The sequence below is a fragment of the Raoultibacter timonensis genome (genome assembly GCF_022845715.1).
Taxonomy (GTDB): Bacteria; Actinomycetota; Coriobacteriia; order Coriobacteriales; family Eggerthellaceae; genus Raoultibacter; species Raoultibacter timonensis.
The window spans coordinates 1612968-1631470 of record NZ_AP025564.1 but is presented as its reverse complement, the minus strand read 5'-3'; the positions used below and the strand labels follow the sequence as shown (position 1 = coordinate 1631470).

Here is an 18503-nt window from a genome sequence, read left to right as displayed (position 1 = left end):
AGGCGCATCACCTGAGCCACTGTACGATCAGAATCGACACGAACGCGCGTGCCATGTACATAATCGATTTCGAGAAGCTCAGATAGCTTTCGCCCGTCTCGCGATCCCTCATCTCCACCTGGACCTCCACGACCTTAAACCCCTTGCGAATGAGGTTGGCGAGCGTATCGGGCTCGGGACCGAAATCGTAGCGCTTCACGAACTCGGCCATCGCCCTTCGGTTGTACATGCGCATACCCGACGTTGGATCAGAAAGCCTCTTGCCCGTTGTGAGTCTGATGAGAAACGATATGAGGGCCGAACCGGCCATGCGAGCAGAAACGTCTTTTTTCTTCGTTACGAACCGCGAGCCGATGACGATATCGGCACCCGACTGCTCCATCGCTTCGAGCAGGGGCTTGATGTATTCGGGACGATGCTGTCCGTCGGCATCGAACTGGATGGCGCAATCGTATCCTTGGCGGTCGGCATACTTCATGCCCGCCTGGAAGCCGCTCGACAAACCGACGTTCACGGGAAGATCGAGAAAGTTATAGCCCTCTCGGCGGCACAGATCGCCCGTCCCGTCCGTTGACCCGTCGTTGATGACGAGGATATCGACATCGGGTGCAACCCGATCGAGCTCTCGTATCGTTTCGACAATACAGTCCTGCTCGTTGTAGGCAGGTATGATCGCAAGTAGTTTCATGGCTCCATTATAGTCTACGTACCCGATGCCTCACCGCGCAGAACAGCATCTGCACGAATAGCATCGCACCATCCGCAAAGAAGAACAAGTATAATGCTTGTCGGCGCTCGTGGCGAACGAACGCGCCCTGAACCCGATCAACTGCACAGGAGGAACCCGTGCCAACCGAGACAAAGCCCTGTATCTGCATCTTCTCGACGCTGTACTCGCCAGCCGTCGGCGGAGTCGAAACCTATACGGGCAACCTGGCACGCGCGATTGCCGATCTCGGGTACCGCGTCATCATCGTCACATCGAACACCCACGATGCCGCCCCAAGGGAAAACGACGGAACCATCGAAATCGTCAGGTTGCCGTGTCTGCCGCTTTTGGGTGGACGCTACCCCGTGCCGCGCGCAGATCGTTCGTTCAAGGAGCTGTGGTCGTGGCTCGGACAACAGCAGATCGACTACATCATAGTGAACACGCGATTCTACCTGCTGTCGAATCGCGGTCTCCGCTTTTCCCGAGAACGCGGCATCACCCCGATTCTCATCGAGCACGGGTCCGCGCATCTCACCATGGGAAACCCCCTGATCGACAAAGGCGTTGCATTCGTCGAACACGCGCTGACAAGCATCGGCAAGCGCTACCGCGCATCGTACTGGGCGGTATCGGCAAAATCGAGCGCTTGGCTCAAGCACTTCGGCATAGCGTCGCAGGGAGAACTGTCGAACTCGATCGATGCCGACGCGTACTGCGCGCAGGCAAGCAAGCGGTCGTACAAGGACGAGCTCGGCTTATCCGCCAGCGATTTCGTCGTCGCATTCGTCGGACGACTTGTGCCGGAAAAGGGGGTAAAGGAACTCGCCCAGGCCTCCCGCCTGCTCGAAGACAGAACCGACATATCGTTCATCGTCGCCGGAGACGGCCCCCTGAGCGAAGCGGCGTCGCAGCAGGCATCAAGCAGGATGCACCTTCTCGGTCGCCTCGATCCCCCCGACATCGCGGCTCTGCTCGCGCAATCCGACATTCTCTGCCTCCCCTCGCGCTCCGAGGGATTCGCAACTTCGCTGCTCGAGGCGGCGGCATGCTGCACGACCGCCGTCGCCACCGATGTCGGAGGCGGAAGAGAACTGATGCCCGACGAAGCTTACGGCACCATAATCCCGAACGCAGAGCCTCAGACAATCGCGGATGCCATTCGCCGAGCAGCCGATCACCCCGGGCAAACCGCCGACAAAGGCCGACTGCTGGGAAAACTCGTACGAACCGATTATTCCTGGGAAAAAACAGCGAGAAGGGCAATCTCCGCATGCGAGAGGGCTCAGCGGGAAGCGGCCGGCGAAGCGACGGAATAGCCTATTCGACGACAGGCCTTCCTATCGAAACATAGCGCACGCTGGTGCCCCGAAACGCATCGAGGGAATACATGTTGCGTCCGTCGTATATCTCGGGAGTACCCATGAGGCTTCGATACTGATCGGCAGTGATCGAAGCGAACTCTTCCCACTCGGTAAGGATGAACGCCATATCGGAATCCCGCAATGCCTCGTACGGATCTCCAGCGTATTCGAGAACGCCCAAAGATGCCGGATAGCGCCCCTCGAACGCAGGCATGCCGCACGGATCGTACAGCACCGTTTGCGCACCTTCGTCAAGAAGCATGCGCACTACGTCAAGAGACGGAGCGTCTCGAAGATCGTCGGTATCGGGCTTGAACGTGAGACCGAGCACCGCAATCCGCTTGCCCGCAAGAGATCCGTAACGCTCCTTGGCTTTCGCTACGAGCATCGTCTTTTGGGCGGTATTCACCTCGATGGCCGCCTTGATCGTCTTGATTTCGTGCCCGTGGCACGTGCTCAGCCAATGGAGGGCCTTCGTATCTTTGGGAAAGCACGAGCCGCCGTAACCGATACCCGCCCGTAAAAACTTATCGCCGATACGGGGATCTGCCCCCATACCCGCAGCAACGCGCTCGATATCGGCGCCGACCACATCGCACAGGTTGGCTATCTCGTTGATATAGGATATTTTGAGTGCCAGAAAATCGTTGCTCGCGTACTTGACCAACTCGGCGCTGCGGAGATCCATGACCATCACCGGGGCATCGAACGGCTGATACAGAGCACGCATGAGATCAGCGGCGTCGTCGTCCTGAACACCGACAACGATGCGGGCGGGATACAGCATGTCGCGTAGCGCAGTTCCCTGCGAGAGGAATTCGGGGTTCGATACCACGTTGAACCGTCGACCCGGGGCAGAGCCCGCTATATCGTCGAAATAGGCCTGGATGCGATCATTCGTCCCCGGCGGAACGGTTGACTTGACGACAACGATGCATCCCCGCTCTCTACTTTCGGCTATCTGGTCGCACGCCTGCATGACATACGACAGCTCGGCAGAACCGTCGGCTTTCTCGGGCGTCGGCACTGCAACGAAGATAACATCGGCGCTCTCGTACGCTTTGCGATAATCGGCAGTGAACTCGAGATTGCACGACGATTTCGCCATAAGTTCCTCGAGGCCCGGCTCGAACAGCGGCGATGCACCGCCTCTCAGCAACGAAATCTTGCACTCGTCGATATCGAGACCGATTACGCGATGGCCCTTCGAAGCGAAAACAACTGCAGCGACAAGGCCTACGTACCCGGTTCCGCATACGGTGATGTTCATCCTGATTCCTTCTTCGACAATACGTCTTTTATCGCACAGGGAACGGCCATGACCCTCCGCCCGACCGCATACGTATGCGAGTCCAGCACCTCTTGCTTTTCGCGCTGAAGCCGATCGATCGCCTCGTCGCGCCACGCTAGCTCGCCGTTCAACGCAGCAGTATGCTCGCGCAACCAGGCAACATCGCTCTTCAAGTGAGCGACTTCGGATGCGAGCAGCAAACCCCTGCACTGCGCTCCAAGGCGATCGGTCTGCAAGATTTCGGCCGCCGTTCGCTCCCTCTCATCGAAATAGAACCCCCTTGAGGCGTCCAGGGGCAACTTTGGCGCAAGCCGCTCTCCCATCTCTCTCACAAGCCCGTTGCGTGCGTCGTCTTCAAGCGTCTCAAGGTTCCACAGGGAGAAGTTGAGACACCAATTGACATAGCTCCGCTCGAAAATGTCGTACATATCGCGGTCTTCGAGTCCCTCGCCGATGGCTATAGCAGCTTTGATCGCATTGGCCCACGATTTGCTCCTCGTGCGTTCAAGCGATGCGGCATTGTTCGTTCGATGCATGACAAGCGGCTCGTCGACAAACGCAATAGCATCCGCAAGCATGAGCGCCATGAATACGAAATACGCGTCGTTCGTGGTCCGCAGATCCTGGAATGCCAGATCGTGCTCCCGAACAAAAGCGGATCGAAACAGCTTGTCCCACGGCCAACCGACGCAAAAACGGAACATGACATCCCGAAGCGAACGTCCCGAATACACCTTGGCGGGATCGACGAAAAGCAAGCTGAAGTCGATTGGTTTGACTTCTTCGGTTATATCGTCGAAATAATTCGAGCGGCATATTGCAACATCGGCACTCGTTTCGATGGCCCGCGCAACCAAGCTTTCAATCATGCTCGGCTCGAAAAAATCATCTGCGTCGAGAAACGCCGCATATTCGCCGCGGGCGTGAGCGAACCCATGGTTTCGAGCTACGCCCGCATAGCGATTCTCTTGAGTGAGAACCGTTATGCGGGCGTCTCCTGCCGCATGTAGGCGTATCCGATCAAGCGTATCGTCGCTCGAACCATCGTCTACGACGATGATTTCAAGATTAGCGTACGTTTGGGCTTCGATGCTTGCCAGGCATCGATCGATGTACGAACCCACGTTGTATGCGGGAACGATTACCGATACGAGCGGAAACTCCGCTCCCGGCGATTGACCGTCATCAACCATGCTGCTACCTATCTTCCCCAAGTCTCCTCGCAACGATCTTCAGAGTTTCCGCAAGCCCATCGTACTTCGCGTGAAAGCGGAACAATGCAAGAGAGCCGCCGCTCTGCGCCTTATTATAAGCCGCCTGCTTTTCGATTTGGAAGTTGTATTCGGCACAATACGCTTGCGGGTCGGCCATAATCTTATTGACAGCCGTCCACTCCTCGGGCCAGAACAGCGATTCGTCAAGCTCGCCTTTGGCGGATGCCTCCCGATATTCGGCCGCATAGCGTTCGAGAAACGGCATTTGGAACTCGGGGGCCAAAAGCGAGAAGGCGAAGTTCAGGTTGTGCATCTTCTTGTAATGGAACACCCCGATGAAGCGTTGCTCAAGCGCGGGATGAGCAGCCAGAAAGTCTCTGATCCACGCATACTCGTCGGGCATGCAGAACACTTTGTTGTTCTGGTTGATCGACGACGCCGCATTGTCCTGGCGGTAGCAGTAAAATGCCTCGGGCACCGCGTATATCCGCTTCGCCCAGCAAAACGTCTGGAACCAAAACCCATTATCCTGGTATGAGGCGCCGGGGCTTTCATGGTGCCTTATGTTGTGCTCGCGGATAAAATCGGTGCGGTAGATGCCGGTCCAGTTAAGCATCTGCATATTGAACACGTCGAGATTATCGGCAGGGTTCATGACCGTATTGTAGTACTCGCTGTGCGGAGTCAGCTTCTCCTCCCAGAATACGCGTTCGCCGTTTGCGCCCGTCTTGAACTTCGTGAAGTCGGAGCGAACGAAATCGACGTTGTTTTCTTCTGCGGCCGCATAGAGCTTTTCGTACATGGTTGGAAGAATGTAGTCGTCGGATTCAACGATGCCGATGTACTCGCCCGTCGCCATGTCCATTCCCTTGTTCATGCTATGGCCGTAGCCGCCATTGGGTTTGTCTATGATCACGATGCGCGAATCGCGCGCGGCGTAGGACTTGATAACATCGAGCGTGCCATCCGTCGATCCGTCGTTGACGCAAATCGCTTCTATGTTCTCCAAGGTTTGCCCCAAGACGCTATCGAGCACCTCAGGGAGGTATGCCTCGACGTTGTAGCAAGGAATCACAATCGAAACAGCTGGCCGTACGGCCCCTTTACCCTCGCTCATAACCCGTCTTCCTCCTTGTCGTATCGGTCCGTTCCGCCTCTCGGGCATCCGCAAACAAAAGAAGTGCGCCGCGGTCCTTCGCAAGTCGCTTCTCGTCCCGCTCCTCGCCCTTGATCTTATCGATGGCCCAGTAGACCACATCGCCTATAGCGGATTTGAACCCCCTCTTCTGAGCTTCAGCGAAAAACGCCGTCACGTAGCTGAGGCGGGGATGCTTCTCATTCTCGCGCGGGTTGCAAGGCGCATTTCCCCCGAGCTCCGCGAGAAGGCTTTCGTATCGTTCGATGCAGTCGGGCATGAGAGTAAAATACGCTGTTCCATGATACGAAAGCTCGATCTCGGGAAATCCGCCGCCTGCCAGCTTCTCGATGAGTTCGCGGCGAACCGGCCCCTCGGGAAGCGTTTCGATATTCCAAAGAGTGTAGTCGAAAGCCCAATTGAGAAAACCCCACGACATTCGCTCGTAGCGAACGGGGTCTTCCTTCAGCTTTTCTTTTAGCAGGCATATCCCCCGATAAAACTCAGTCGGATTGGCGGTGCGGGTGTTTGACACCGACCCCGTGCGGTTGACGCGATGTCTGATGAGCACTTCATCGAAAAAGCTCATTCGCTCAGCTAGCACGAGCGAGAGAAACACAAAATACAGATCCTCGCTATTGCTCATAGCGGGAAATCTGAGACTATGCGCTTCTATGAACGAACGCCGATACAGCTTATCCCAAGGCCACCCGATAAACGCCATGAGAACGTAGTCGTACATGTCCGAACACGAAAACGGGTCCTTTGCGGGAATCTGTTCGACCTTGGCTGTCCACGGAGCTTTCGAAACGGTTTTCGTACGATGATCGTACTCCGCCGAGCGGCACACGACAACATCGGCTGCCGTATCGATAGCCCGGCCGTGAAGCTTCTCGATCATCTCGCGGTCGTACAGGTCATCGGAATCGAGCAGCATAACGTATTCGCCGGTAGCCAGATCGAGGCCCCTATTGCGAGACTGCGCTGGACCAGCGTTTTCCTGGGTGTAGACAGAAACCCGATCATCGTCGGAGGCATATGCTTCGAGAATCTCAAGCGACTTGTCCGTCGATCCGTCGTCAATGCAGATAACCTCGAGGTCGCGATACGTCTGCTCAAGCACGGAGTCCATGGTTTCCCGCAGGCACGACTCCATGTTGTACACCGTAAGGACTACCGAAACTCTATCCGCCACACCAACTCCTCAAATCAACATCGCTACGTCTGAGCGGGAATCGTATTTCCCGTTGACGTATGATCTTAACAATACAAGGGGAACCTAGCCAACGAAAACGGGCAAAGAAACGCCTATTTCACCTTTTCAGCATCACGCCCCGAGGCCTTCTGCCTCGAGAAGCCCCCAAGGGCCCTGCATGCGCCAGCCAGCCCCTGTGCTCTCAACCGAACAGCGAACTCCCGAGCAAGATGGCGCATATAAGGCCATGATGACAGCTTTGGAGTATCGGTCCTCCCGATCTGCTCGAGGTAAAAGCGCTTTTTCGCAGGAGAGAGCTTGGGGTGGCCGAGCACGAGATCCTCCCTCATCGTGAGAAGGGCATCGCGTATGCCCGCCTTGATGCGAGGGCTCTCCCAACCCCCTTGCGCAATGATATCGTCGATGTAGTTGAAACCCCGTTGGTAATGAGCCTGCCACACGAGTGGGTCGTCCACCCCGCAAGCGGCAATGCCTTGAGTCATGTCCTCCCACCTGGCCAAAGGCATGGCAAGCCGCTCCTCGTCAACGGGCCTCCCCTTGCCCCCTGAAAGCTCGTTGCGATAGCAATAATGCATTGCATCGAGGTATACGATACGTTCAGCCTGGCAGAGGGTATCGACGAGAAACGGATTATCGGCCCAGCCGGCACCAGGATAAGAGTGAAAGCGGATACCCCGTTGCGATAGGAACTCGCGCCGATACAACGCGGACCATATCGCGGGGTGCCCTTCGAGCAATTCGGGGAGCTCATCGACGGTATGAACCGTGCGCGAGGTAGGAAGCCGTTTATACAGATACCCCGAAACGATACGTTCAACTGACGGATCGTCCCAATCGATCACATCGAACCACGCTTCCTTCGCCACGTCGATCTTCCCGGAAAACGAATCGACGAATGCGAGCAGGTCCTCGTACATGGTTGGCAAGAGATAGTCATCCGGCTCGACGATGGCAACGTACTCCCCCCGCGCAAGGTCAATTCCGCGATTGCACGTCGCACCGTAGCCTTCGTTTTCCTTGTCGACAACGCGCAATCGCCCGTCACGGGCCGCATGATGCTTCATGATAGCGAGGGAATCGTCGGTCGAACCATCGTTCAGGCAGATGATTTCCATATCGTTCATCGTTTGCGCACGAACGCTGCTCAGGCACTGATCGAGAAAAGCGCCTACGTTGTACACGGGAACGATAACCGATATGCGGGGAGCCTTGCGCGACGTATCCATGCTAGCGCCCCATGATCGCATCAAGCCTGGCTGCGTCGACGCCGAGATAATGCATACCGAGAGCCTGCCGATATCGCGCAGCGGTTAAGGCGGCAAATGCGGGGTATTCGCGCTTGAGCCACAAGCGAAACTCTTTCGCACGTGAAGCGCCCCGCCGCCTGTCCTTGTCGAATATGAGCAGCACCTTGTAGTGGGTATTGATGAGCAGCTGGGTTTTCCTCACCAGGTACTCGTGAATAGGTGCGCTGAAACCATCGGTTTCCGAGAATCGCAGCAACTCCTTCACGACCGTTTCGTGATGTGAATACCGCTTCACCCAATTCTCGGCAGCAACGCTTTGGTTCGCGTTGCCAACAAGATACTGGTAGATCTCAAGGGGAATAAACGTAACCGTATCGGCAAAACAAGTTGCTTTGACGATGTATTCGTAGTCGACGTAGAAGATGCCCTCGAGTATGCTGATGCCATGCTCTCGCAACAGGGAGGTCTTCACCGTCAGCGTATGAATGGCTATGAACGATTCCGTATCATGCAGATTGCATATGTCGGCAAACTGCAATTCTTTGTCCACCTCGATATACGCTGGCAACTCCACGAGGCTACCGCTCATCGAGCCCATATCGACCTCGCGTTTCTCGTCGACAACGATATCGGAATCGATGGAGCGAAGCCTATCGAGCAAGGTGGCAAGATTGTCGGTGTCGACCCAGTCGTCTCCGTCCACAATGCGGAAATACGTTCCTGCCGCATGGGCGATACCGGCGTTGATGCCCGACCCATGACCGCCGTTCTCTTTATCGATGAGCCTGAAGATCGTCGGATGGGACTCGACGTAGCGCAAGGCGATCTCCTTGGTCGAATCGGTCGAGCCGTCGTTGACGATAAGAACCTCGAGATCGTCTGCAAACCGGTCATCCGCAAGAGAACCGAGACCTCGCTCAAGGTACGCTTCGACGTTGTAGCAGGGCATGGCGATGGTGAGAAGCTTTCCCATGGCTAACTATCCCCCTTCCGGCCAAGCCGCGAAAGGGTGTCGTACGCCTTGAATTCGTACCGCACGAGCGACGGGCAATGCCTGAGCTGCCAAGCCACCGCCCTCTTTCCGAAAGACAGGGGGGATTCCATAAGACGGCGATAGTTTTTCTCGAAGTCGTCGAACAACCGGGTCACCGTACCGTCTTCGTCGAGCGCCGGATCGACGACTCCGAACCGAGCCCATTTGACGAGAAGCGAAAACGAGCTTTTCGCCGCACGATCTTCGGCGAGCTTCAACACGCGGTCGCTGCCGAGCGCACGCGCAAGTTCGACCATGAGGCGATCCGCCTCGATGAGATCGAGACCCCGCCTGTCGAGACCGCCGTTCGAGATGCTTCCGATATTTTGGAAGTAGAAGTATTCGATGCGATTCGAAACGGCAACTTGTTTTGCATTCGGAAGAAGCTTGAAGTTGGCGACACGGTCCTCACACGTCTTGCCGACGGGAAAGCACTCGGGGCCGCATGCGTCGAACAGACTGCGACGATACAAACGGTTCCACACCGCATAGCGCTCATCGAAAAGCATTTCGGCGAGCGCCTCCTCCGCAGTCAAGGTTCGCACGCACTCGTTCGGGTTATCAACCTGCCGCTCACCCGAACAGAGCACGTATTGAATCTGAGCTACGTCGCTTTCGGTTTCCGTTGCGACGCGATGCAGGGTCTCGAACATAGTGGGGGCGATCCAGTCGTCAGAATCGACGAAGCCGATGAATTCCCCGATCGTTGCAGCCACCCCGTCGTTACGCGCCGCGGACAGGCCCTCGGTTCGCACATGACGCAAAACCCTCGCCCACGGATGCCGCTGCGCAAAAGCATCGCACAACGCCGCAGAGCCGTCGGTCGAACCGTCGTCAACGAGAATGACCTCCTTGTCTTGGAACGTTTGCCGCTCAAGCGACGCCAAGCACCGAGGCAGAAAGCTTCCGGTGTTGTACACGGGTACTACAATGCTGACGGCAGGCGCAGACATGCTATTCCCTCATCGACCGATAAGCGGCGCATACCTCTTCGACCGTACCGTTCATACGCAGATGGCCCTTCTCGATCCAGATGGCTTTCTCGCACACCCGCTCCACCTGCTCGATGCTATGGGACACGAACAGGACCGTCGTGTTGTGCTTCTCGATAAGCTCGCCGATCCGCTTCTCGCACTTCTCCTGGAAGAACATATCACCGACCGAAAGCGCCTCGTCGACGATAAGGATATCGGGCACGATGACCGTAGCCACCGAAAAGGCGACGCGGGCGATCATACCCGACGAATAGTTTTTCATGGGAAGATCGAGGAATTCGCGTACTTCGGCAAAATCGACGATTTCCTCGAAATGCTCGTCGATATAGCTTTTGCGATAGCCGAGAAGCGCGCCGTTGAGGTAGATGTTCTCGCGCGCGGAGAGCTCCATATCGAAACCCGCCCCAAGCTCGATGAGCGGTGCGATGTTTCCGTTTATGCTGCAAGCACCCTTCGTCGGCTCGAGCACCCCGGCAACGATCTTGAGCATGGTCGATTTGCCGGATCCGTTCGTGCCGACGATTCCGTACACGTCGCCTTTATGCACCTCGAAGCTCACGGTATCGAGCGCGATGAATTCTTTGAAGAAAAGCTCGCGGCGTGCAAAGGCGATGAAGAACTCTTTAAGGCTGTTGAGTTGCTGGCTCGCCATGTTGAACACCATGGTAACCGCATCGACCTTTACGGCAAGATCGAGCTCGTCCATTTCCTTGGAGCCGAGCGGGCGGGCTAGGTTCTTGTTTTTCTTCATATCGACAACCCCACACGGTTAGACATAGAGGATGAATTTCTTCTGCGACCGGTTAAACACGGCAACGCCGACCACCAGCGTGATAGCCCCCATCGCAAAGCAAACGAGGTTCATCTCAAGGCTCGGCGTTTGAGCCCACAGAGCAATCTCGCGAAAATACGTCACGTACTGGTACATGGGATTGAACTCCATGATCGCAATCATAAATTCAGGCAGCCTCTGGATGGGATAGAACAAAGGTGTGGCATAGGTCCAAGCGGTGATTACGACGCCCCACAGGTGAATGACATCGCGGAAGAACACCGTAAGCGTAGCAAGAATGAGGGCGAGCCCCGTGCAGAACATGATCATATAGACGAGCAGCAGCGGCAGGAACAGAATATTCCACGTTGGCGCCACCTGGAAAAACAACATGACGATGACAACCGCAATGAGCGATATGACGAAATTCACGAGTTCGAAAATAACCTTCTCGAGAGGGAACACCATCTTGTTGATACGAATCTTCTTAATGAGCGATGCCGACTCGATGATCGACATCATGCCGCCGTTCGTTGCCGCAGCCATAAAGTTGAACAGCGTCGTCCCAAGAATGAGATAGAGCGGGAAGTTCTCGATATCGCCCCGAAACACGAACGAGAACACCGCCGAAAGCACGATCATCATGAGCAAGGGGTTGAGAATGGACCATAGCACGCCCAGAACACTGCGACGGTACTTGAGTTTAAAGTCCTTCGAGACAAGCGATGAGAGGACGAAACCATCCCGTTTGAAATTGAGGTGCCTCGTATTCATATATGCTGCAAGCCTTCGCTTTCATCCAGTTCATGCAAACGAATAACCAATCAATCATAGCATGCAAGCCTGCGACCCGAGAAGGTCTCCACGACTCCCACGCAAAGCGGCCGCCAACGCCCAAATACGCCCGTGCATCGTGTTGCATGCGGGCATCGGCGCACTTCGGAGCCGATCCGCTTACATAAAGAAGCGGATCACATACGCAAGCGAAAACACGTTCACAAGGACCATCGCAATGCCGAAAAAGAGGTTCGGAAGCCTCGCTGCCGGCGTTTTCTCCCTCAATACGAGCGCGCACAGCACAAGGAAAACCGGGGGAATAAAGTAGCGACCCTGCATCCAGGTAACGGCTGTAGGTCCCGCAAGCGCCTCCCATAACGCCAAGAACAACAAAAGCGATTCGATTGCGCCGAGAGCGATCAGGACAACCCGCTCCCATGGCCTGAAGAGATCCTTCCGCTCGCCGAAGCTCGCAAGGAACGCCACGAGCAGCACCGCGAGATACACGACCCAGGCGAAAGGAACCCTCACGGTCACCGTGGCATCGGCGCCGTTCATATAGGGCCATCCAAGGTTCCCGCCCGCAAACTGCCAGAGAATCGTCCCGCCTTCCTGCGCAATCGTCGCGCCGAGCGAACCGAAGAAAGCATCGAAGCTAAACGACGAAAGCACGCGCTCGAGCATCGCCGAATACCCGATCATGTAAACGAACACCGCAGCAAGCACCATGAACAACGCCGCTGCGAAAGGGAGCACCCATCTGATTTTTCGGCTTTCAATCCTCGGATACAGAATGACGGCTGCACATATCAGAGGAAGGTAGGCATATTTGCACAGCGCGACCAGCAACGCCAATCCGAGAAGAACGACCCACTCCCGCTTCGGAAGCGGATCGCACTGGCCGAAGCGCATGGCAAGCACCTGCACGATGAAACAGAGCGCCGCGATGTTGCAGAGCGCATCGGCCGAACACGACGCCTCCTGCTGAAGCAACATCGGATTCAAGAGAAAAACGAATGCAAGTTTTTTACCGAAGGGCATCTTGCAAAGCATCCAGTAGCCCGCGAACAGGTACAGCATCGCGTTGATCAAACGGGCGGCGAATATGAGAACGTATGCGTTGATGCCCAGCGGAACGCCAATAAGCGTCGCGAGCGAAGGAAGCAGATAGTTAATGCTCGAATACGCGGCAGCGCAGTTTTCCGTCTCGCGTGTAAGCGAGTAGTCGAACGGTATGTCGAAACACGCCTGAAGCCCCGAGTACGGCCCGATCCACGCCTCTGCATCCCTTAGCTGCTCCGGAACCGTGAGGGGGCACACCCCCGAGCGATTGTCGAACACCCTGTTGATGTGAGTAAACTCGTCTGGTACGGCAAACGGCATCATGAACAGGGCAAAACCTATTAAGAGCGGAGGAGCCACAAGCAGAAAAATCGTCTCGATTTTTCGCACCGAACGGCTCCAGAGCCCAACCAACGCGGCGAGGGCAGCAAGGCACCCCATCGCCGCCCATCCCGTTTGCCATGTAAGCCATCCCGACTCGTAATGAGCGCAGACGCTTGCAAGCATCCCGGATTCGCCCGCAAAAAGGGCGCCAAGGTACACGGCGAACAATGCATAGAAAGAGCGGTTCTCTTTCCACGCGGAAGCTAGTTGAGTGGTTGATGACATCGATTTTCCCCATATACTGCGAAACGAAACGAGCTGCCGCGCATGGCGGTGCGAAACCGCATGATAGCACACGAACGGCTGAGGGAATATTTCATGATGAATTCCATAAGACCATCGTGCCTACGCGCCGACGAGCACACCCCTCACACCGCAAGCCGCTGCGGCCTGAAGATCGGTTTCCTTATCGCCGTACAGAACGCAGCATTCGGGATCGGCCTCGAAGTCGAACAAGGCCTTCTCGACCATGCCGCCCGCCGGCTTCCTGCAGGAGCACGGGCCGGTAACGGCGGGATGATGCGGGCAAAAATAGAACGCATCCACGCCGGCACCGAGCGCATCGAGCTTTTCGTTGAGTATGCGGTGCAGTCTATGCATGTCCTCTTCGGCATAAAGGCCCTTGGCGATGCCCGCTTGATTGGTGACCACGACGATACGGTACCCTTTGCGTCGGTAGGAGCGCATAAGGTCGACCGTCGAGGGGATGAGTGCAAGCTTTTCCGGCTCGTACAAATGTCCCGTATCGACGTTGATCGTTCCATCACGATCGAAAAACGCTATGCGGGTGCCACGGGGAACCAGATCGAAAAATACCGTCTGCGCGCGCTCGTAGTCTTCGGGTATCCCGATATCGAGAAAGAGCCCGCCGCTCTCGCAAGCGACAAACGCACCGTCCGAAACGAACCGCTCGAAATAGTCGTGCTCAATCGAGAAGGCGGGCGGCATCGCGGCAAGCGCGCTTCTCTTCAGGGCGTAAACCCCACCGTTGACAAGGCCTTCTTCACAATACGACTTCTCCGCGAACGAGCTGATGATCCCGCCCACGACCGTAAGAGACCCATAGCGGTCAAAGCGCTTCAACCGTCTAACGGCAAGCGCGGCGACAGCCTGCGGGCGAGCGCAAAGGGCTTCGTACAGAGCCCGATACCCAACGCGGAACAGCGAATCTCCGTTCAGTACGATAACGACATCTTCGGAGCACATCCCGAGCGCCTGCTTGATTGCTCCCCCGGTTCCAAGCGGAGCATCTTCAACCGAATAGATAAGGCGCATACCCTTATACGTCGAACCGAAATACTCGCTGATCCGGTTATGGAGATACCCTACGGCCAATACAACCGATTCGCATCCCTGGGAGAACAACTCATCGAGCACGAAGCGCAGAAACGGCCTTCCGCATACCGGAGCCATAGGTTTGGGCACGTCGGAGACAACATCGGCGAGTCTCGTACCGAATCCCCCCGCGAGGACGACAGCTTCCATGAGCGCTACTCCTCGAAGAACTCTGCTTCGAGGGCCAAACAAAGCGCATGGTAGAAAGGCAGGTGGAGCTCCTGAACCTTAAAGGCTTCGCGTTCGGGAACGAGCACGCAGGCGTCGGCTGCAGCGGAAAGCCTGCCACCGTCCCCTCCCGACAAGGCCACCACGCCGACCCCCCCGGGCCTTCGCTACGGCGCACGCCGCAAGTACGTTTTCAGAGTTACCCGACGTACTGATAGCCAGAAGCGCATCGCCTGCTGCGCCCAGCACATACACCTGCTGAGCGAACGAGTATTGCGGAACGCGATCGTTGGAGAAAGCCGTAAGCAATGCGGAGCTCTCCGTCAGCGTTACGGCCGGAAGACCCCCTTGCAGCGAATCGGCAAGCCTTTGACCGTCGATCCCGAGGGGAGCAGCCGCCCTCGCAATCGCAAGCGCCTCGTCGGACGGTACGGCCCGCTCTAAACAGAAGCCCTTCATGAGCTCGCCGACGATATGGGAGCAATCGGCAGCCGAGCCGCCGTTGCCGCAAAGCATAAGCTTACCGCCGCAGCGAAACGTTCTGACGAGCATCTCGAACGACTCGACTATGCCCGCCTCGCACACACGCAAACGCGGATGGCGCTCGTAGAGTTCGGCGAAGATCGCCGCCGACCGTTCGTTCATATCGCTCCTTAGTAGAGGGTCCACGCCTGGGCGCCCCGCTCGTAAAACGAGACGCTTTCGGCACGACCCCGCCCATCGTAGCCGTTCAAAGCCTCCATAAGCCCGTACCTTTTCGCGGGATCGCAGAATATCATCATGAATCCGCCGCCCCCAGCTCCCGAAATCTTGGCCGCCTTGCCGCCATGCATCATAACGAGATCGTACAACTGCTCGATATGTGAGCTTGATACGTAATGGGACGTCTTCTTCTTCGCCTGCCATCCCCTGTTCACGCATTCAGCCAAACCGTCGAAGTCGGCACGGAGCAAGCACGATTTCATCTCGTAGGCCGCATCTTTCAGTTCCGCCATGCCTTCGATCGTATGGCGATCCTCTCGCTCGGACAGCGCTATCTGCTCATCGATGATCTTCGCGCTTTCCCTCGATACGCCGGTATAGTACAGTACGATAGAGCTTTCGAGCTCGTTGAGCACCCAATTCTTCACACGCAACGGGTTCACCATGACGGTACCGTCGGAGTGGAACTCGACGTAATTGAAACCGCCGAACGTTGCGGCGTACTGATCCTGCATACCGCCCGAAAGGGCCAGATCGTTCCGCTCGACATCGTAGGCGAGCTGCGCCATCTCGTAATCGTCGATGGGTAAGTTCAGCAACTCGGCATACGCCTTGATCATGGCTACGACCATGGTCGAAGACGAACCGAGACCCGAACCGGCTGGAGCGTCGCAATACGTCGTCATCGTAAGCGGCAAAGGCTCGCCCGCTCGGTATTCGGATACGATGCGGTTGTATACGCCCTTATGGAGCCTGAGGCCGGAATCGGAATCGATCCTCGGCACCGCTTTGCACTCGAATCGCTCATGCATGTCGACGGCGTCGAATACGACCGTATCATCGCTGCGCGGTTCAACGATGCAGTGCGCATACTTTCGGATCGTAGCGTTGAGCACCGCCCCGCCGCACGTTCTGAAATAGCTCTCGATATCGGTTCCTCCCCCAGCAAGCCCAAGGCGCAAGGGTGCTTTGGAGCGGATTTTTGTCATCTCTCATCCATTCTGCTTGTCCAACCGGATCGCGGCGTTGCGCTTCCCTACGGAAACCATGCAGAAACGATACCGCATAGGGAAAACGGAAGAGCTGCTATTTTTGTCAATGTATAATATCATCAGAATCCAATGCAGCCCAATCGGCACCGAAAGGAGCACCATGCTGTTCGACCGACTCCGATCGAATTCGAAACGACCCGAAAACGGACCCCGCGTCATCGTAACCCTCACCTCCTACCCGCCGCGCATGCAGCATGTCGGCAGGAGCCTCGAAACCATTTTCAACCAAACGCGTATACCCGATGCCGTGTACCTTTGGCTCATAGCAAGCGACTTCCCCGAGGGGCTCGCCTCGCTACCCGAAGACGTACTCGCATTGCGCAAGAAAGGTCTCGAAGTGCGCTTCGCCGACATCGACCTCAAAGTGCACAACAAGTACTTCTGGACGCTTCGCGAGCACAACGACGACATCATCATCACGGTCGACGACGATGTGCTATACCGCCCCACCGTGCTCGAAACGCTGCTCGACTCCTACCGATCGAATCCCCAAGCGGTATCCGCCATGCGAGCCCACCGTATAACGTTCGACGAAACGGGCGCCATCAGGCCCTACACTGATTGGGTGTTCGAGTATACCGAGCAACTGGGGCAGCCCCGGATGGACCTTCTAGCGACCGGCGTCTGCGGTGTCCTCTATCCCCCTCACAGCCTCGACAGCGATCTCATGACCGTTGACGAGATCCAAAAAACCTGCATCGAAGCGGACGATATCTGGCTCAAGGTGATCGAATTGACGAAAGGCATCCCCGTAGTCGTCTGCGACGATGAGAAGCCGAGCCATATCTTGGTGGACGGATCCCAGGCAGTCGCCCGATGGCCCCACATGAACGAAGGCGGGGGCAACGACGTTCAGATCAAAAACGCACTCGCCGCCCATAACGAATACTGCGGCGAAAACGACACGCTCATCGACCGCATCAGACAGGGTGCCCGATAGCTTTAAGGGAATACAGCAGGACGGCCGCAAACAGGAAAGAGGGAGACGGCATGACGGTTTTGGTAACGGGTGCGGGCGGAATGATCGGCTCGCACATGATGGAAATGCTTCAAGAGCGAGGCATTAGCGCGCTCGGCACCTACTACAAACCGACGATCGATTTGAACGAGCTCGATGAGAGCATCAGGCTCGCCGAATGCGATGTGCGCTATCCGCAAAGCGTCGAGAGGATCATCGCCGAAGAACGGCCCGATGCGATCTTCCATCTTGCAGCCCAAAGCTACCCCACGGTTTCCTGGGATCGCCCGTACGAAACTATGGATACCAATGCGGGCGGCACCATCGCCGTCTGCGAAGCGGTAAAGAAGATCCGCGAGGCCGATGAAGCCTACGATCCCGTCGTCATCATCGCGTGCTCGAGCGCAGAATACGGTAAAACGCTCGAAGACCTCGACGGTGCCGCAGTGACCGAGGATGCGCCCCTTTTGCCGCTCCATCCCTACGGAGTCAGCAAAGTCGCACAGGACTTGCTCGGTTACCAGTACTTTCGCAACGACGGCATCAGAACCATCAGAGCACGTATCTTCAATACGACGGGAACGCGCAAGGTCAACGACGTCACGTCCGACTTCACGCTGCGGGCTATCGAACAGGAACGGCTCGGTGCGGAAAATCCCGTGCTGCGCGTCGGCAACGTTAAAACGCATCGGGCGATCCTCGACTGCCGCGACCTCATCGAAGCGCTCTTCCTTCTCGCCGAGAAGGGAACGCCCGGCGAAGCGTACAACATCTCGGCCACGAAGGCCCACAGCATCGAGTACCTCATCGAATCCATCGAAGATCTTACGGGGATCGACTTCGAGCTCGAAGTCGATCCCGCCCTGCTGCGCCCCACCGACGAGCGCGTGATCCTCGGCGACGTAACCAAGCTCGTGCGCGATACCGGATGGAGCCCCGCAATAGCCTACAGAGACACCATCGCCGAAATGCTCGCATACTGGAGAGAAAAGCTCACGTAGACCGGCGCGCCATGTTGCCCAGAGAACCATCGTGGGCAGATCCCATAAAGAAGAAGGACCCCTGCGGGTCCTTCTTCTTTATATCGGA

17 protein-coding genes are annotated in these 18503 nt (G+C 56.6%); 3 read left to right on the top strand and 14 right to left on the bottom strand.

Going from position 1 to position 18503, the window contains the following annotated elements:
* Nucleotides 1-7 precede the first annotated feature (7 nt).
* Nucleotides 8-688 carry a glycosyltransferase gene (locus MWL89_RS06530; RefSeq protein ID WP_244412254.1) on the bottom strand — a complete coding sequence of 227 codons (681 nt, stop codon included), beginning with the start codon at nt 686-688 and terminating at the stop codon, nt 8-10.
* A 158-nt stretch (nt 689-846) separates the two neighbouring features.
* Between MWL89_RS06530 and MWL89_RS06525 the strand changes: the two genes are divergently transcribed.
* Nucleotides 847-2028 carry a glycosyltransferase family 4 protein gene (locus MWL89_RS06525; RefSeq protein WP_244412253.1) on the top strand — a complete coding sequence of 394 codons (1182 nt, stop codon included), beginning with the start codon at nt 847-849 and terminating at the stop codon, nt 2026-2028.
* A 1-nt stretch (nt 2029) separates the two neighbouring features.
* Here the strand turns inward: MWL89_RS06525 and MWL89_RS06520 are convergent, their stop codons facing one another.
* From MWL89_RS06520 to MWL89_RS06460, 13 genes are all read right to left on the bottom strand, one after another.
* Nucleotides 2030-3343 carry a UDP-glucose dehydrogenase family protein gene (locus tag MWL89_RS06520; RefSeq protein ID WP_244412251.1) on the bottom strand — a complete coding sequence of 438 codons (1314 nt, stop codon included), beginning with the start codon at nt 3341-3343 and terminating at the stop codon, nt 2030-2032.
* On the bottom strand, nt 3340-4557 hold the full coding sequence (locus tag MWL89_RS06515) for a glycosyltransferase family 2 protein (protein ID WP_102378463.1): 1218 nt from the start codon (nt 4555-4557) through the stop codon (nt 3340-3342). The genes MWL89_RS06520 and MWL89_RS06515 overlap by 4 nt, the downstream gene beginning before the upstream one ends.
* A gap of 4 nt (nt 4558-4561) precedes the next feature.
* Nucleotides 4562-5695: a glycosyltransferase family 2 protein gene (locus MWL89_RS06510; protein ID WP_180995058.1), complete on the bottom strand. Its 1134-nt coding sequence runs from the start codon at nt 5693-5695 to the stop codon at nt 4562-4564.
* Entirely contained in the window at nt 5682-6908 is a 1227-nt protein-coding gene (locus tag MWL89_RS06505; protein ID WP_102378465.1) for a glycosyltransferase family 2 protein, read from the bottom strand. The genes MWL89_RS06510 and MWL89_RS06505 overlap by 14 nt, the downstream gene beginning before the upstream one ends.
* Before the next feature lie 113 nt (nt 6909-7021).
* Nucleotides 7022-8155, bottom strand: a complete 1134-nt coding sequence (locus MWL89_RS06500) for a glycosyltransferase (protein WP_244412250.1) — start codon at nt 8153-8155, stop codon at nt 7022-7024.
* A gap of 1 nt (nt 8156) precedes the next feature.
* On the bottom strand, nt 8157-9149 hold the full coding sequence (locus MWL89_RS06495) for a glycosyltransferase family 2 protein (protein ID WP_102378467.1): 993 nt from the start codon (nt 9147-9149) through the stop codon (nt 8157-8159).
* A 2-nt stretch (nt 9150-9151) separates the two neighbouring features.
* On the bottom strand, nt 9152-10162 hold the full coding sequence (locus MWL89_RS06490; RefSeq protein WP_244412249.1) for a glycosyltransferase: 1011 nt from the start codon (nt 10160-10162) through the stop codon (nt 9152-9154).
* A 1-nt stretch (nt 10163) separates the two neighbouring features.
* Nucleotides 10164-10955 (bottom strand): ABC transporter ATP-binding protein, encoded by a 792-nt coding sequence (locus MWL89_RS06485; RefSeq protein ID WP_102378469.1) that lies wholly within the window; start codon nt 10953-10955, stop codon nt 10164-10166.
* A gap of 18 nt (nt 10956-10973) precedes the next feature.
* A complete protein-coding gene (locus MWL89_RS06480; RefSeq protein WP_102378470.1) occupies nt 10974-11750 on the bottom strand; it encodes an ABC transporter permease in 777 nt (258 codons plus the stop codon).
* Nucleotides 11751-11930: 180 nt separating this feature from the next.
* Nucleotides 11931-13424 carry a DUF2142 domain-containing protein gene (locus tag MWL89_RS06475; RefSeq protein WP_146040614.1) on the bottom strand — a complete coding sequence of 498 codons (1494 nt, stop codon included), beginning with the start codon at nt 13422-13424 and terminating at the stop codon, nt 11931-11933.
* Between the two features lie 120 nt (nt 13425-13544).
* On the bottom strand, nt 13545-14684 hold the full coding sequence (locus MWL89_RS06470; protein WP_244412247.1) for an HAD-IIIA family hydrolase: 1140 nt from the start codon (nt 14682-14684) through the stop codon (nt 13545-13547).
* 78 nt (nt 14685-14762) lie between these two features.
* Complete coding sequence (locus MWL89_RS06465; protein ID WP_244412246.1) at nt 14763-15347, bottom strand: D-sedoheptulose-7-phosphate isomerase; 585 nt, start codon at nt 15345-15347, stop codon at nt 14763-14765.
* Nucleotides 15348-15355: 8 nt separating this feature from the next.
* The gene (locus MWL89_RS06460; RefSeq protein ID WP_244412245.1) at nt 15356-16393 is read right to left on the bottom strand and encodes a GHMP family kinase ATP-binding protein; all 1038 of its coding nucleotides are present in this window, start codon (nt 16391-16393) and stop codon (nt 15356-15358) included.
* A 163-nt stretch (nt 16394-16556) separates the two neighbouring features.
* Here MWL89_RS06460 and MWL89_RS06455 point away from each other — a divergent pair, with 163 nt between their 5' ends.
* Together MWL89_RS06455 and MWL89_RS06450 are read left to right on the top strand one after the other, a co-directional pair.
* Nucleotides 16557-17396: a hypothetical protein gene (locus tag MWL89_RS06455; protein WP_244412244.1), complete on the top strand. Its 840-nt coding sequence runs from the start codon at nt 16557-16559 to the stop codon at nt 17394-17396.
* A 50-nt stretch (nt 17397-17446) separates the two neighbouring features.
* Nucleotides 17447-18415 carry a GDP-mannose 4,6-dehydratase gene (locus MWL89_RS06450; RefSeq protein ID WP_102378475.1) on the top strand — a complete coding sequence of 323 codons (969 nt, stop codon included), beginning with the start codon at nt 17447-17449 and terminating at the stop codon, nt 18413-18415.
* The last annotated feature ends 88 nt before the right edge of the window (nt 18416-18503 follow it).

Bases quoted from the DNA above. Each gene is read 5' to 3' on its own strand.
- MWL89_RS06530 (WP_244412254.1), bottom strand. From the start codon at position 688: ATGAAACTACTTGCGATCATACCTGCCTACAACGAGCAGGACTGTATT.
- MWL89_RS06520 (WP_244412251.1), bottom strand. From the start codon at position 3,343: ATGAACATCACCGTATGCGGAACCGGGTACGTAGGCCTTGTCGCTGCA.
- MWL89_RS06515 (WP_102378463.1), bottom strand. From the start codon at position 4,557: ATGGTTGATGACGGTCAATCGCCGGGAGCGGAGTTTCCGCTCGTATCG.
- MWL89_RS06510 (WP_180995058.1), bottom strand. From the start codon at position 5,695: ATGAGCGAGGGTAAAGGGGCCGTACGGCCAGCTGTTTCGATTGTGATT.
- MWL89_RS06500 (WP_244412250.1), bottom strand. From the start codon at position 8,155: ATGGATACGTCGCGCAAGGCTCCCCGCATATCGGTTATCGTTCCCGTG.
- MWL89_RS06495 (WP_102378467.1), bottom strand. From the start codon at position 9,149: ATGGGAAAGCTTCTCACCATCGCCATGCCCTGCTACAACGTCGAAGCG.
- MWL89_RS06490 (WP_244412249.1), bottom strand. From the start codon at position 10,162: ATGTCTGCGCCTGCCGTCAGCATTGTAGTACCCGTGTACAACACCGGA.
- MWL89_RS06485 (WP_102378469.1), bottom strand. From the start codon at position 10,955: ATGAAGAAAAACAAGAACCTAGCCCGCCCGCTCGGCTCCAAGGAAATG.
- MWL89_RS06480 (WP_102378470.1), bottom strand. From the start codon at position 11,750: ATGAATACGAGGCACCTCAATTTCAAACGGGATGGTTTCGTCCTCTCA.
- MWL89_RS06475 (WP_146040614.1), bottom strand. From the start codon at position 13,424: ATGTCATCAACCACTCAACTAGCTTCCGCGTGGAAAGAGAACCGCTCT.
- MWL89_RS06470 (WP_244412247.1), bottom strand. From the start codon at position 14,684: ATGGAAGCTGTCGTCCTCGCGGGGGGATTCGGTACGAGACTCGCCGAT.
- MWL89_RS06465 (WP_244412246.1), bottom strand. From the start codon at position 15,347: ATGAACGAACGGTCGGCGGCGATCTTCGCCGAACTCTACGAGCGCCAT.
- MWL89_RS06460 (WP_244412245.1), bottom strand. From the start codon at position 16,393: ATGACAAAAATCCGCTCCAAAGCACCCTTGCGCCTTGGGCTTGCTGGG.
- MWL89_RS06455 (WP_244412244.1), top strand. From the start codon at position 16,557: ATGCTGTTCGACCGACTCCGATCGAATTCGAAACGACCCGAAAACGGA.
- MWL89_RS06450 (WP_102378475.1), top strand. From the start codon at position 17,447: ATGACGGTTTTGGTAACGGGTGCGGGCGGAATGATCGGCTCGCACATG.